The sequence below is a fragment of the Pseudomonas sp. ANT_J28 genome (assembly GCF_008370005.1).
Classification (GTDB): Bacteria; Pseudomonadota; Gammaproteobacteria; order Pseudomonadales; family Pseudomonadaceae; genus Aquipseudomonas; species Aquipseudomonas frigoris.
Genome location: NZ_VOBM01000031.1, coordinates 61,179 through 74,323, shown reverse-complemented (window position 1 = coordinate 74,323; position 13,145 = coordinate 61,179). Strand labels below are relative to the sequence as shown.

Below are 13,145 nucleotides of genomic sequence, written 5' to 3'. Positions count from 1 at the left end.
GAAGAAGACAGGGATTGATCAATCGAACTATGATTTTTCATGGACTCGCCCTCGCTGTCGTTGGCTGTTTAGACTGCCACCGTGGCGCATTGACGCCTCGGCTTGGGCGAGTCCATCCAATTACAGGAACGGATACATCCCCGGATTTACGGGGGAGGGCGGTAAGTGATTGTTATGTCGGCAAAAAACTTTGAAATATTTTAAAAATAAGTTTGACAGCCTTCCGATGCGCCATTAAGATTCGCCCCGTCCTCAGCGATGAGGGGCTATAGCTCAGCTGGGAGAGCGCTTGCATGGCATGCAAGAGGTCGACGGTTCGATCCCGTCTAGCTCCACCAATTTACACTTCAAGGCCTGGCCACACCGGTCTTGAAGCGATCAACACTCAGCGTTGATCAGGTGTATAGAAGGGTTTGCGTCCCCTTCGTCTAGTGGCCTAGGACACCGCCCTTTCACGGCGGTAACAGGGGTTCGAGTCCCCTAGGGGACGCCAGTTTTACAGAAGCGATGTTGCAAGATGTCGCTCCGCCGCGAGGCGAAAAATCCGGGGCTATAGCTCAGCTGGGAGAGCGCCTGCATGGCATGCAGGAGGTCAGCGGTTCGATCCCGCTTAGCTCCACCAATTTTACAGTTCAAGGTCTGGCCACACCGGCCTTGAATCGATCAGCTCTCAGCACTGATCAGTTGTATAGAAGGTTTTGCGTCCCCTTCGTCTAGTGGCCTAGGACACCGCCCTTTCACGGCGGTAACAGGGGTTCGAGTCCCCTAGGGGACGCCACGATTACCCGCTCTGCGGGATTTTATAAGGGTCATTCAATTATTGAATGGCCCTTTTGTTTGTCTGCCGTTTGGCCAAATCCCCTAATTCTTTCAAACTGTTCTTCAGACCAGCGGTCACATCCACGACTTGCGTAAAATTATTATGAGAATAATATTCTATTCGTAATATTCGGAGGCAACGATGAACGATAAAAAAGCTCAAACCCGCGAACGCATCCTCAAGGCTGCCAGCGCAGCGCTGATTCAGCGCGGCCCGGCCGAACCGAGCGTGGGTGAAGTGATGGGCGCGGCCGGCCTGACCGTCGGTGGCTTCTATGCGCACTTCGAAAGCAAGGACGCGATGATGCTGGAAGCGTTCAAGCAACTGCTCGGTCATCGCCGTGGCTTGATCGCCGACATGGACGCCGAATTGACCGGCGAAGAGCGTCGCGCGTTGGTTGCTGCGTTTTATCTGTCGCGCAAACACCGTGATTCCTCTGAGTCAGCCTGCCCGATTCCGGCTTCTGTCGGTGAGCTGGGGCGCCTGCCGGACGCGTTTCGCGTGGCGTTGAATGAGCATGTGGAAATGATGGTCGCGCAGTTGGCGGCCAGCCCGGAAGACACCGACAAAGCCCTGGCCGACATGGCCTTGATGGTCGGTGGTTTGGCTTTGGCTCGCGCGTTGGGGCCAGGAGAATTGTCCGATCGATTGCTGCGCGCCGCCAAGTCTGCGGTGCTGTGACCTAAAGGCGTTTGCCTGAGGAGTGAGAGCGATGAGCACGTTGAAGTGGGTTCGTGGCGTTAATGGCACCTTGGGCTGGTTTGCACCGAAACTGGTCGCGAGCAGAATGCGACTGGCTTTCATGACGCCGCGGGAACTGCCGCCGCGTGATTGGGAATTGCCGCTGCTGGCGAAGTCCGAGCGAATCACCCTGCGCTTCGGTCTCTCGGCGCTGCGTTGGGGGCAAGGTCCCGCCGTGTTGCTGATGCACGGTTGGGAAGGCCGGCCGACGCAGTTTGCCAGCCTCATCACCGCGTTGGTCGATGCCGGTTACACCGTGGTTGCGCTGGACGGTCCGGCCCACGGTCGCTCGCCGGGTCGCGAGGCCAATGTGGTGCTGTTCGCCCGGGCCATGCTTGAGGCCGCTGCCGAGTTGCCACCGCTGCAAGCTGTCATCGGCCACTCCATGGGCGGCGCCAGTGCCATGCTCGCCGTTCAGTTGGGCTTGCGTACCGAAACCCTGGTCACTATCGCTGCCCCTGCGCGGATTCTCGGCGTATTGCGCGGTTTCGCCCGCTATGTACGGCTGCCACCGAAAGCCCGTTCGGCGTTCATTCGTCAGGTCGAGAAAGACGTCGGCATGCGCGCTGCTGCACTGGATGTTGCGCATTATCAGCTCGACATGCCCGGCCTGATCGTTCACGCCGAAGATGACTGCTATGTTCCGGTCAAGGAATCGCAGCTGATCAACGAAGCCTGGTTCGATAGCCGTTTGTTGCGCCTGAAAGAGGGTGGTCATCAACGGGTACTGGCTGACCCTCGGGTGATAGAAGGCGTTCTCTCGCTGCTGGCCGGTCGCAGTCTGCAATCGCGCCAATCGGCCTGAGCATCCGTTACACTGCCCCGGTGAAAATTTTCTGACCGGGAGTGGGGCATGGGCTGGGATCGGGCAACGCCATTTATCATTGATCTGGAAGTCGGCGCAGAGGACATCGATGGGCTGGGTCACGCGAACAACGCAGTGTACGTGACCTGGCTCGAACGCTGTGCCTGGCGCCACTCCCAGCGCCTCGGCCTGGACCTGGTCGAGTATCGTCGGCTGGATCGGGCGATGGCGGTGGTGCGGCACGAGATCGATTACCTGGCGGCCGCCTATGAAGGCGATGAGTTGCAATTGGCCACCTGGATCGTCGATTGGGACCAGCGCCTGAGAATGACCCGACACTTCCAGTTGAAGCGCCCCAGCGACAACACCACGTTGCTGCGGGCGCAGACCACCTTCGTCTGCATCGAACTGTCAACCGGCAAGCCCAAGCGCATGCCAGCGGAGTTCATCGAGGGCTACGGCCCTGCGTTGCAACTCCCGGCCTGACTGTCCCTTGTAGGAGCTGTCGAGTGAAACGAGGCTGCGATCTATTGATCTTGCACTTCAAAGACAACATCAAAAGATCGCAGCCTCGTTTCACTCGACAGGTATCTACATGAGCAAAACCTGTAAACTGCCGCACGTTTTTCGTTGAGTGTGTTTTTCATGCAAATTGCTTTGGCACCCATGGAGGGGTTGGTCGACAACATCCTGCGGGACGTGCTGACCCGTGTGGGCGGTATCGATTGGTGCGTGACCGAGTTCATTCGGATCAACGATCAACTGCTCACGCCTGCTTATTACCACAAGTTCGGCCCGGAACTATTGACCGGCGCCCGCACCGCATCCGGCGTGCCGCTGCGGGTGCAACTGCTCGGTTCCGATCCGGTATGCCTAGCGGAAAACGCTGCGCTGGCGTGCGAACTGGGTTCGGAGGTCATCGACCTGAACTTCGGCTGCCCGGCCAAGACTGTGAACAAGTCCCGCGGTGGTGCGGTGCTGCTCAAAGAACCTGAGCTGCTGAACCAGATCGTCGAACATGTCCGTCGTGCCGTTCCGGCACACATTCCAGTGACTGCCAAAATGCGCCTCGGTTTCGACAGCCCCGACGGTGCGCTGGTTTGCGCCACGGCCCTGGCCGAAGGTGGCGCGGCGCACATCGTGGTTCACGCGCGGACCAAAACTGACGGCTACAAGCCGCCAGCCCATTGGGAATGGATCCCGCGGGTGCAGGATGTGGTCAAGGTTCCAGTGTTCGCCAACGGCGACATCTGGAGCGTCGAAGACTGGCGTCGTTGCCGCGAAATCAGCGGCGTCGAGGACATCATGCTCGGTCGCGGCCTGGTTTCGCGCCCGGACCTGGCACGGCAAATCGCAATGGCGCGAGCTGGTGAGGATGTCGTCGAGATGACCTGGGCCGAGCTGCTGCCGCTGATTCAGGACTTCTGGCTGCAAGCCAAGGCGCAGATGACGCCACGCCAGTCCCCGGGTCGCTTGAAGCAGTGGCTGGCGATGCTGACCCGCAATTATCCCGAAGCGGTCGAGCTGTTCACCGTGCTGCGTCGTGAAACCGAACTGGATCATGTCTCGTGTTTACTGGGTCTGCAGGTGTCTGAAGCCGCCTGAAAAAAATCTGTAAATAATCTCTTGAAAAGCAATCAGCGGTCCTTATTTAAGGGTTACGCGGTGCCGAATTCGGGTCGCGGAGACAAAAAAACTTGCTGATATGTTTTCAGGAGATTTGAATCATGAGTACTGCATTTTCCATGGCACCACTGTTCCGTTCCTCGGTAGGTTTCGATCGTTTCAATGACCTGTTCGAAACCGCCCTGCGCAACGAGCCAGGCAGCACCTACCCCCCCTACAACGTGGAAAAACACGGCGACGACCAATACCGCATCGTCGTAGCGGCCGCCGGCTTCCAGGAAGAAGACCTGGAGCTGCAAGTGGAAAAAGGTGTGCTGACCATCAGTGGCGGCAAGCGTGACGCGAACGAAGACGTCACCTATCTGTACCAAGGCATCGCACAGCGTGCCTTCAAACTGTCCTTCCGTCTGGCGGACCATATCGAAATCAAGGCCGCCGGTCTGAGCAACGGTTTGTTGAGTATTGACCTGTTGCGGGTGATTCCGGAAGAGGCGAAAGCCAAACGCATCCCGATCAACGGGACGCAAAAGCCGGCTCTGCAGCATTAAGGCAGAGCAATGAAAAGGGCGCCACTGGCGCCCTTTTTTGTACCCGTCACTTGAGCAACTTCTGAAAATCCTCCACTGGCAGCGGCGGGCTGTGCAAATACCCCTGATAAAAATGGCAGCCCAGCCCCTGCAAAAATTCCAGCTGCTCCGGTGTCTCTACCCCTTCGGCAATCACTTTCAATTCCAGGCTGCGGGCCATGGCAACGATGGCGCGGATGATCTCGGCGTCGTTGGGGTCGGTGGTGGCGTCGCGGATGAACGATTGGTCGATTTTCAGGGTGTCGACCGGCAGACGCTTGAGGTAGGTCAGCGAGGAATAACCGGTGCCGAAATCGTCCATGGCGAAACTCACGCCGAGTTTTTTCAGGCTACGCATTTTGTTGATGGTGTCTTCCAGGTTCTCGATCACGATGCCTTCGGTGATTTCCAGTTTCAGCAGCGCGCAGGGCAGACCGTGGCTGGCGAGGCTGTGTTCGATACGCTCGACGAAGTCGTTCTGGCGAAATTGCCGCGGGCTGATGTTGACGCACAGGCTGAAGTCGAGCGGGTCTATCAGGCCCTTGGCAATCAGCTGCCTGAAGGCGCCGCAGGCTTCGTCGATGATCCAGGTGCCGACTTCCAGAATCAGACCGCTGTCCTCCAGCACCTTGATGAACTCGGTGGGCGATTGCGCGCCGAGTTCCGGATGGTTCCAGCGCACCAGCGCCTCGGCGCCGACGATGCGGTCGTTCCGGGCGTCCACCTGAGGCTGGTAGTGCACGCGGAACTCGCCCCGGGAATGGGCCAGGCGCAGGTCGGTTTCCATGCGCAGGCGTTCGCTCGCAGCCTTCTGCATGGTGTTGTGGTACATCTGCGTGGTGTTGCGGCCCGAATCCTTGGCCCGGTAGAGGGCGATGTCGGCGCGTTTGAGCAGGTCGGTCGGGGTCGAACCGTGATCGGGAATCAGCGCGATGCCGATGCTCGGGGTTACTTGCAGGCGTTGTCCGTCAAGGAACATCGGCTCCGACAGCAATTCACGCAAGGTGTCCGCCAGTTGCAGGACCTGCTCGCTGACCTCGTTGCGCGAGCCTTCGAGCCCGCTGAGCAGTACCACGAATTCGTCACCGCCCAAGCGGGCGACAGTGTCCTCCATGCGCACGCTGGCTTCGAGGCGCGCGGTGATGATTTTCAGCACGGTATCGCCCACCGGATGGCCAAGCGAATCATTGATGTGCTTGAAGTGGTCGAGGTCGAGGAACATCAAAGCGCCGCGCAGGTTGTGGCGCTTGAGCAGGGCAATCTGCTGACTCAGGCGATCCATCAGCAGGGCGCGGTTGGGCAGGTTGGTCAGCGGGTCGTGGTAGGCCAGGTGACGAATCTGCGCTTCAGCGTTTTTCAGCAGGCTGACGTCCCGCGCGGTCAGCAGCAGGCAGGCGGTTTCGTTGAGGGTGATCGGTTCTACCGAGACTTCGACGGTAAGCAACTCGCCGCGTTTATTGCGCCCGAGCATTTCCTGGTGATGCACCCGGCCCTTGATCTGGAGTTCGGCGAGCAGCGCCGAACGCTGTTTTTCCTCGGCCCAGATGCCGACCTGATACACCGTGCGACCGACCACTTCATCGGCGCGGTAGCCGGTCAGGCGGCAGAAGCCGTCGTTAACCTCCAGATAACGCCCGGTGTCGCGCTCGGTGATGGTGATGGCGTCGGGGCTGGAGTGGAAGGCCTTGGCGAACTTCTCTTCGCTGGCCTTGAGGGCTGCTTCCGAGCGTTGCTGCTGAGTGATATCGCGCAGGGAGGTGACGATGCACGGCTGGTCACCGACGCTGATCTGGCGGCTGGAAATCACGCAGGTCAGGGCTTGCCCGTCTTTGTGCTGAACCAGGATCGCCACGTTGTTCAAGCCCTGTTCGCGGATGACCTGCTCGATCCGTCGCAGGCTTTGCGCCGAAGCGTCCCATAGACCGATTTCGTCGGCGCTGCGGCCAATCACGTCGGCGGCGCTCCAGCCGAAGGTCTGGGTGAAGCTGGAGTTGATCTCGATGAATTGACCGGTGTCCTGACGGGTCACGCAAATCGGGTCCGGACTGACCTGGAACAGGGTGGCGAACTTCTCTTCAGACGCCACCAGCAACTGCTCCCGCTCGACCTGATCGGTGATGTCAAGCAGCGTGCCGGCCATGCGCAGCGGCGCACCGTTTTCATCGCGATAGAGTCGGGCGCGGCTTTCCAGATAGCGCGAGCTGCCGTCCGGTAGTTGCACGCGGTAGGTCAGTTGATAATTGCCGGCAGGACCTTCTCGCAGGCTGCGATAGGCGTCGCGCATGGTGCCGCGCTCTTCGTCGGGCACGCCTTCGAAAAACTCGTCGAAGGATTCATGGAAAGGTATGGCTTCCAGCCCGTGTAACTGGGCGGCGCGTGCCGAGCCGTACAGCATGCCGCTGGGAATGTGCCAGTCCCAAGTGCCGAGTTGTGCCGAATCCAGCGCCAGGTCGAGGCGCTCCTGGCTGTCTTTCAGAGCAAGCTCGGCGGCTTTTCGTTCGGTGGTGTCCAGAAACGTACTCAGCAGATACGGCTGGCCTTCAAGTTCCACCTTTTGCGCGCTGAGGATGCCGTCGTGGACCTGACCATTGCTGGCACGAAACTGCACCTCCATGCTGATCAGTTCGCCCTTGGCCTTGGTGGCCTTGACGAGTTGCGCCCGTTGCTCAGGATGCACCCAGAGGCCCAGTTCCAGGGTGGTACGACCGATAGCGTTCTGTACCGGCCAGCCAAACAGGCTTTCGAAATACTGGTTGGCTTCGCTGATCAGGCCGTCTTCCTGGCGGGTCAGCAGGACCATGTTCGGGCACAGGTGGAACAGCGTGGCGAAGCGTTTTTCCGAGCTGCTCAACGCCTGTTCGCGCTGGCGCTGGTGGGTGATTTCACGGATGACGCCAATCATCCGTGGCCGACCGTGTTTGTCCGGCAGCAGGCTGCCGTTGATCTCCAGCCAGTGCAGGCTGCCGTCGGGCCAGCGGATGCGGTGATGCATCGCCTGTTCCAGCGGGGCGCCGGCGATCACCGCGTCGAAGGCGCGAATGGTTTTCGCCCGATCCTCTGGCGGCAGCAAGTCGAGGTATTCCAGATCCGCCGGCAGCGGTTGCCGGGGATCGAAGCCGAACAGCGCCTGGGTACCCCGCGACCAGCTGATCTGCCCACGTTCGATGTCCCAATACCAGGCGCCCAAACGTGCACCGTTGAGGGCGGCCAGCAATTGTGGGGCGCTTTCCCAGCTCTGCTCGGACCGTTTTGGGTCAAGCGCCTGTATACGCGGCATCGGCGGAATACGGTCAACAGATTTCGGCATTGGCAAGCCTTGGCTGAGTGAGGTGTCAGGTTCAGTGACTCGAGGCTCTATAGAAGTAGCACAGCTTAGCCGAGAGTCCCTGGCAGATCGATTTGTGCATCCAGCAAGGCCATGAAGGCCCGTGCCGCATTCGACAGCGTCCGCTCTGTGTGCAGGATATAGCCTAGCTGGCGAGTCAGTTGTATGCCCGGTAAAGGTATTCGCGCAACCTGATCGTCAAGCATGGTGCGCGGCAACACGCTCCACGCCAGGCCGATCGAGACCATCATCTTGATGGTTTCCAGGTAATTCGTACTCATCGCGATGTTCGGTGTCAGGCCTTGGGCTTCGAACAGGCGCCGGACAATGTGGTGAGTAAAGGTGTTGCCGCCGGGGAAAACTGCCGGGTGCAGGGCAATGTCCGCCAGGCTGATCGGGCCGTGGCTGATCAGCGAGTGCTCCGGGGCGACCACAAAGTCCAGCGGGTCATCCCACACCGGCGTGGCCTTGACCAGTGCGTGGGGCTCCGGCGCCAGGGTGATGACCGCCAGTTCGGCGCGGCCATGGAGGATTTCTTCGTAGGCCACTTCCGAATCGAGGAACTGAATATCCAACGCCACTTGCGGGTAACGTCGGGTGAACTCCCTTAATAAGGGGGGCAAGCGGTGAAGGCCGATGTGGTGACTGGTGGCCAGGGTCAGGCGGCCGGTCACTTCGCCAGTCAGATTGGTCAGGGCGCGGCGCGTGTCGTCCAGCACATTCAGAATCTGATAGGCCCGCGGCAGCAAGGCGCGTCCGGCTTCGGTCAGGCCCACTTCACGGCCCAGGCGATCGAACAGGCGCACCTTCAATTGCTGCTCCAGCCCGGCAATGCGCTTGCTGATGGCCGGTTGCGTCAGGTGCAGCCGTTCGCCAGCGCCGGAGAAGCTACCGGTCTCGGCAATCGCGATAAAAGCATTGAGGTTGGCGAGGTCCATTGCAGTATTCCAGTTGGTTATCCAAAGCATAAAAAATATGAATTTGAGTTATTTAATGTAACCCCCTAGGATCGACCTCACAAGCCAAGGGGTTATTGAGTTATTCAAAATCCACGGCATAGAAACACGCTGATGAGGACCGTCTGATGGCCGGCAAAACGCTTTACGACAAGCTTTGGGATTCCCATGAAGTGAAACGGCGCGACGATGGGTCGTCGCTGATCTATATCGACCGCCACATCATCCATGAAGTGACTTCGCCCCAAGCTTTCGAAGGCCTGCGTCTGGCCGGGCGCAAGCCTTGGCGGGTCGACTCGATCATCGCCACGCCGGACCACAACGTACCGACCACTCCGGATCGCAAGGGCGGTATCGAAGCGATTACCGACCAGGTCTCGCGTTTGCAGGTGCAGACTCTCGATGACTACTGCGACGAATATGGCATCACCGAATTCAAAATGAATGACGTGCGTCAGGGCATCGTTCACGTGATCGGTCCGGAGCAGGGTGCCACCTTGCCGGGCATGACCGTGGTCTGCGGCGACTCGCACACCTCGACTCACGGCGCGTTTGGCGCATTGGCCCACGGCATCGGGACTTCCGAGGTCGAGCACGTGTTCGCCACGCAGTGCCTGGTCGCCAAGAAGATGAAAAACATGCTGGTGTCGGTCGAGGGCAAATTGCCGTTCGGCGTGACGGCCAAGGACATCGTGCTCGCGGTGATCGGCAAGATCGGTACCGCTGGCGGTAACGGCCACGCCATCGAGTTCGCCGGCAGCGCCATTCGCGATTTGTCCGTCGAAGGCCGCATGACCATCTGCAACATGTCCATTGAAGCCGGCGCTCGTGTTGGCCTGGTGGCTGCCGACGAAAAAACCGTGGCTTACGTCAAGGGCCGTCCATTTGCCCCGAAAGGCGCGGAATGGGACATGGCGGTCGAAGCCTGGAAAGACCTGGTTTCAGACGCTGATGCGGTGTTCGACACCGTCGTCGAGCTCGATGCCGCTCAGATCAAGCCGCAAGTCAGCTGGGGCACTTCGCCCGAGATGGTCCTGGCGGTTGATCAGAACGTGCCGGACCCGGCGAAGGAAATGGACCTGGTCAAACGCGGTTCCATCGAGCGCGCCTTGAAATACATGGGTTTGAGCGCCAATCAGGCGATCACCGACATTCAACTGGACCGCGTCTTCATTGGTTCCTGCACCAACTCGCGGATCGAAGACTTGCGCGCTGCGGCGGTGATCGCCAAGGGCCGTAAAGTCGCTTCGACCATCAAGCAAGCCATCGTGGTGCCGGGCTCGGGCCTGGTGAAGGCGCAAGCCGAGGCCGAAGGCCTGGACAAGATTTTCCTCGAAGCCGGTTTCGAGTGGCGTGAACCGGGTTGCTCGATGTGCCTGGCGATGAACCCGGACCGTTTGGAGTCGGGCGAGCATTGCGCTTCGACCTCCAACCGCAACTTCGAAGGGCGTCAGGGCGCCGGTGGCCGTACGCACCTGGTCAGCCCGGCCATGGCCGCGGCGGCTGCCGTCCACGGTCGTTTCATCGACGTTCGCGAACTGATCTGAGGAACCGCACATGAGAGCTTTTACCCAACACACCGGTTTGGTCGCGCCATTGGACCGTGCCAACGTCGACACCGACCAGATCATTCCGAAGCAGTTCTTGAAGTCGATCAAGCGCACCGGTTTTGGTCCGAACCTGTTCGACGAATGGCGTTACCTGGACGTGGGCTATGCCTACCAGGACAACTCCAAGCGTCCGCTGAACAAGGATTTCGTGCTCAACGCCGAACGTTATCAAGGCGCCAGCGTGCTGCTGGCCCGCGAGAACTTCGGTTGCGGCTCCAGCCGTGAACACGCGCCGTGGGCGCTGGAAGAGTACGGTTTTCGCAGCATCATCGCGCCGAGCTACGCCGACATCTTCTACAACAACAGCTTCAAGAACGGCTTGCTGCCGATCATCTTGAGCGACGCTGAAGTGGATGAGTTGTTCCAGCAGGTTGAAGCCAATCCGGGTTACGAGTTGACGGTCGACCTGCAAGCCCAGACTGTCACCCGGCCTGATGGCAAGGTCTACAGCTTCGAACTTGACGAGTTCCGCAAGCATTGCCTGGTCAACGGCCTGGACGACATCGGCCTGACCTTGCAGGACCACGAAGCGATTGCGGCGTTTGAAGCCAAGCACCGTGCGAGCCAGCCTTGGTTGTTTCGCGACGTTTGATTGATCCGGCATTTCGGTAGGGAGGGCCGGCCTCTTCGCGAGCAAGCCTGCTCCCACAGGGTCTGTGAACAACGCAATCCAATGTGGGAGCGGCGGTGCGACGATTCGACTTGCTCGCGAAGACGGCAGCCCAGGCACCACAAGGCTCAACCCCAAAAAGGAAGTCCATATGACCAGCACTGCCCAGCACAGCCAAGTCGTACAAAAGCAATTCGGTGAACAAGCCTCGGCCTATCTGAGCAGCGCCGTACACGCTCAGGGCACCGAATTTGCGTTGCTACAGGCTGAACTGGCTGGGCACGGCGATGCCCGGGTGCTGGACCTGGGCTGCGGCGCCGGTCACGTCAGTTTTCACGTGGCGTCACTGGTGAAAGAAGTGGTGGCTTACGACCTGTCGCAGCAGATGCTCGACGTGGTAGCCGGTGCCGCCGTCGATCGCGGTCACACCAACGTGTCCACCGTGCTGGGCGCCGCCGAGCGTCTGCCGTTCGCCGATGGTGAGTTCGATTTCGTCTTCAGCCGGTATTCGGCGCACCATTGGAGCGATCTCGGCCTGGCCCTGCGAGAAATTCGCCGGGTGCTGAAACCGGGCGGCGTAGCGGCGTTCATCGACGTGTTGTCACCGGGCAGTCCGTTGTTCGACACTTACCTGCAAAGTGTCGAAGTACTGCGCGACACCAGCCATGTGCGCGATTATTCCGCCAGCGAGTGGTTGCGTCAGGTCAGCGAAGCGGGGTTGCATACCCGTAGCACCACCCGTCAACGGCTGCGACTGGATTACACCTCCTGGGTCGAGCGCATGCGTACGCCAGAAGTGATGCGCGCCGCGATTCTCGAGTTGCAGAAGTCGATGGGTAACGAAGTACGCGAATATTTTGAGATTGAGGCCGATGGTTCGTTCAGTACAGATGTACTGGTGCTGATGGCAGAGCGATAGAATTTTTCCGGGTGTGCCCACGGGCGCTCCGACTGATGACATGAGGAAAGCATGAGCAAGCAGATTCTGATTCTCCCAGGTGACGGTATTGGCCCGGAAATCATGGCCGAAGCGGTCAAGGTGCTGGAGCTGGCGAACGACAAGTACAGCCTGGGCTTCGAGCTGAGCCATGACGTGATCGGTGGCGCTGCCATCGACAAGCACGGCGTGCCTTTGGCCGACGAAACCCTGGACCGTGCACGCGCGGCCGACGCTGTACTGCTGGGCGCCGTGGGCGGCCCGAAATGGGACACCATCGAGCGTGATATCCGCCCTGAGCGCGGCCTGCTGAAAATTCGTGCGCAACTGGGCCTGTTCGGCAACCTGCGTCCGGCGATCCTTTACCCGCAACTGGCCGAGGCTTCGAGCCTGAAGCCTGAAATCGTGGCTGGCCTGGATATCCTGATCATCCGTGAACTGACCGGCGGTATCTACTTCGGCGCGCCACGTGGCGTTCGCGAGCTGGAAAACGGCGAGCGTCAGGCTTACGACACCCTGCCGTACAGCGAAAGCGAAATCCGCCGTATCGCCCGTGTCGGTTTCGACATGGCCATGGTGCGCGGCAAGAAGCTGTGCTCGGTGGACAAGGCCAACGTACTAGCCTCCAGCCAGCTGTGGCGTGAAATCGTCGAGCAAGTGGCCAAGGATTACCCTGAAGTCGAACTGAGCCACATGTACGTCGATAACGCCGCCATGCAACTGGTGCGCGCACCGAAGCAATTCGACGTGATCGTCACTGACAACCTGTTCGGCGACATTCTTTCCGACCAAGCGTCGATGCTTACCGGTTCCATCGGCATGCTGCCGTCGGCGTCCCTGGACACCAACAACAAGGGCATGTACGAGCCGTGCCATGGTTCGGCGCCGGACATCGCTGGCAAAGGCATTGCCAACCCATTGGCGACCATTCTGTCGGTGTCGATGATGCTGCGTTACAGCTTCAATCTGCAGGATGCGGCCGATGCGATCGAGAAGGCCGTCAGTCTGGTATTGGACCAAGGCCTGCGCACTGGCGACATCTGGTCGGCCGGTTGCACTAAAGTCGGTACGCAGGAAATGGGCGACGCAGTAGTCGCCGCGCTGCGGAATCTGTAATCTCTCCGGCCCGCTGCAACTTTCACTCTTGAA

Annotated in this window: 11 protein-coding genes and 4 tRNA genes; 13 read left to right on the top strand and 2 right to left on the bottom strand. The window is 59.7% G+C overall.

Annotated features, from left to right (window positions below; translation table 11 throughout):
• Positions 1-262 precede the first annotated feature (262 nt).
• From FQ187_RS20950 to FQ187_RS20910, 9 genes are all read left to right on the top strand, one after another.
• A tRNA-Ala gene (locus FQ187_RS20950) sits at positions 263-338 on the top strand.
• A gap of 79 nt (positions 339-417) precedes the next feature.
• Positions 418-493: transfer RNA gene (locus FQ187_RS20945), tRNA-Glu, on the top strand.
• Positions 494-546: 53 nt separating this feature from the next.
• Positions 547-622: transfer RNA gene (locus FQ187_RS20940), tRNA-Ala, on the top strand.
• 80 nt (positions 623-702) lie between these two features.
• Positions 703-778 (top strand) — tRNA-Glu (locus FQ187_RS20935).
• Between the two features lie 183 nt (positions 779-961).
• On the top strand, positions 962-1,501 hold the full coding sequence (locus FQ187_RS20930) for a TetR/AcrR family transcriptional regulator (RefSeq protein ID WP_008028313.1): 540 nt from the start codon (positions 962-964) through the stop codon (positions 1,499-1,501).
• A gap of 31 nt (positions 1,502-1,532) precedes the next feature.
• Complete coding sequence (locus FQ187_RS20925) at positions 1,533-2,366, top strand: alpha/beta fold hydrolase (protein WP_149630920.1); 834 nt, start codon at positions 1,533-1,535, stop codon at positions 2,364-2,366.
• A gap of 48 nt (positions 2,367-2,414) precedes the next feature.
• On the top strand, positions 2,415-2,852 hold the full coding sequence (locus FQ187_RS20920; protein ID WP_149630919.1) for a thioesterase family protein: 438 nt from the start codon (positions 2,415-2,417) through the stop codon (positions 2,850-2,852).
• A gap of 159 nt (positions 2,853-3,011) precedes the next feature.
• A complete protein-coding gene (locus FQ187_RS20915; protein ID WP_149630918.1) occupies positions 3,012-3,971 on the top strand; it encodes a tRNA-dihydrouridine synthase in 960 nt (319 codons plus the stop codon).
• Between the two features lie 122 nt (positions 3,972-4,093).
• On the top strand, positions 4,094-4,540 hold the full coding sequence (locus FQ187_RS20910) for an Hsp20 family protein (RefSeq protein ID WP_140893592.1): 447 nt from the start codon (positions 4,094-4,096) through the stop codon (positions 4,538-4,540).
• Between the two features lie 46 nt (positions 4,541-4,586).
• Here FQ187_RS20910 and FQ187_RS20905 read toward each other — a convergent pair whose 3' ends face one another.
• Entirely contained in the window at positions 4,587-7,865 is a 3,279-nt protein-coding gene (locus tag FQ187_RS20905) for a PAS domain S-box protein (protein WP_149630917.1), read from the bottom strand.
• A 65-nt stretch (positions 7,866-7,930) separates the two neighbouring features.
• On the bottom strand, positions 7,931-8,821 hold the full coding sequence (locus FQ187_RS20900; RefSeq protein ID WP_149630916.1) for a LysR family transcriptional regulator: 891 nt from the start codon (positions 8,819-8,821) through the stop codon (positions 7,931-7,933).
• Positions 8,822-8,967: 146 nt separating this feature from the next.
• Here FQ187_RS20900 and leuC point away from each other — a divergent pair, with 146 nt between their 5' ends.
• The 4 genes from leuC to leuB all read left to right on the top strand — a co-directional run bounded on the left by leuC (position 8,968) and on the right by leuB (position 13,112).
• Positions 8,968-10,386, top strand: a complete 1,419-nt coding sequence (gene leuC, locus FQ187_RS20895) for a 3-isopropylmalate dehydratase large subunit (protein ID WP_074875226.1) — start codon at positions 8,968-8,970, stop codon at positions 10,384-10,386.
• A 10-nt stretch (positions 10,387-10,396) separates the two neighbouring features.
• Complete coding sequence (gene leuD, locus FQ187_RS20890; RefSeq protein ID WP_046047740.1) at positions 10,397-11,041, top strand: 3-isopropylmalate dehydratase small subunit; 645 nt, start codon at positions 10,397-10,399, stop codon at positions 11,039-11,041.
• Positions 11,042-11,210: 169 nt separating this feature from the next.
• Entirely contained in the window at positions 11,211-11,978 is a 768-nt protein-coding gene (locus tag FQ187_RS20885; RefSeq protein WP_149630915.1) for a class I SAM-dependent methyltransferase, read from the top strand.
• A 51-nt stretch (positions 11,979-12,029) separates the two neighbouring features.
• Positions 12,030-13,112, top strand: coding sequence for a 3-isopropylmalate dehydrogenase (leuB, locus tag FQ187_RS20880; protein WP_149630914.1), 1,083 nt, complete (start codon positions 12,030-12,032; stop codon positions 13,110-13,112).
• Positions 13,113-13,145 lie beyond the last annotated feature (33 nt).

What these genes read in the sequence shown, in the direction of transcription:
- FQ187_RS20920 (WP_149630919.1), top strand. Translation starts at nt 2,415, where the DNA reads ATGGGCTGGGATCGGGCAACGCCATTTATCATTGATCTGGAAGTCGGC.
- FQ187_RS20925 (WP_149630920.1), top strand. Translation starts at nt 1,533, where the DNA reads ATGAGCACGTTGAAGTGGGTTCGTGGCGTTAATGGCACCTTGGGCTGG.
- FQ187_RS20930 (WP_008028313.1), top strand. Translation starts at nt 962, where the DNA reads ATGAACGATAAAAAAGCTCAAACCCGCGAACGCATCCTCAAGGCTGCC.
- leuD (WP_046047740.1), top strand. Translation starts at nt 10,397, where the DNA reads ATGAGAGCTTTTACCCAACACACCGGTTTGGTCGCGCCATTGGACCGT.
- leuC (WP_074875226.1), top strand. Translation starts at nt 8,968, where the DNA reads ATGGCCGGCAAAACGCTTTACGACAAGCTTTGGGATTCCCATGAAGTG.
- FQ187_RS20910 (WP_140893592.1), top strand. Translation starts at nt 4,094, where the DNA reads ATGAGTACTGCATTTTCCATGGCACCACTGTTCCGTTCCTCGGTAGGT.
- FQ187_RS20900 (WP_149630916.1), bottom strand. Translation starts at nt 8,821, where the DNA reads ATGGACCTCGCCAACCTCAATGCTTTTATCGCGATTGCCGAGACCGGT.
- FQ187_RS20915 (WP_149630918.1), top strand. Translation starts at nt 3,012, where the DNA reads ATGCAAATTGCTTTGGCACCCATGGAGGGGTTGGTCGACAACATCCTG.
- FQ187_RS20885 (WP_149630915.1), top strand. Translation starts at nt 11,211, where the DNA reads ATGACCAGCACTGCCCAGCACAGCCAAGTCGTACAAAAGCAATTCGGT.
- leuB (WP_149630914.1), top strand. Translation starts at nt 12,030, where the DNA reads ATGAGCAAGCAGATTCTGATTCTCCCAGGTGACGGTATTGGCCCGGAA.
- FQ187_RS20905 (WP_149630917.1), bottom strand. Translation starts at nt 7,865, where the DNA reads ATGCCGAAATCTGTTGACCGTATTCCGCCGATGCCGCGTATACAGGCG.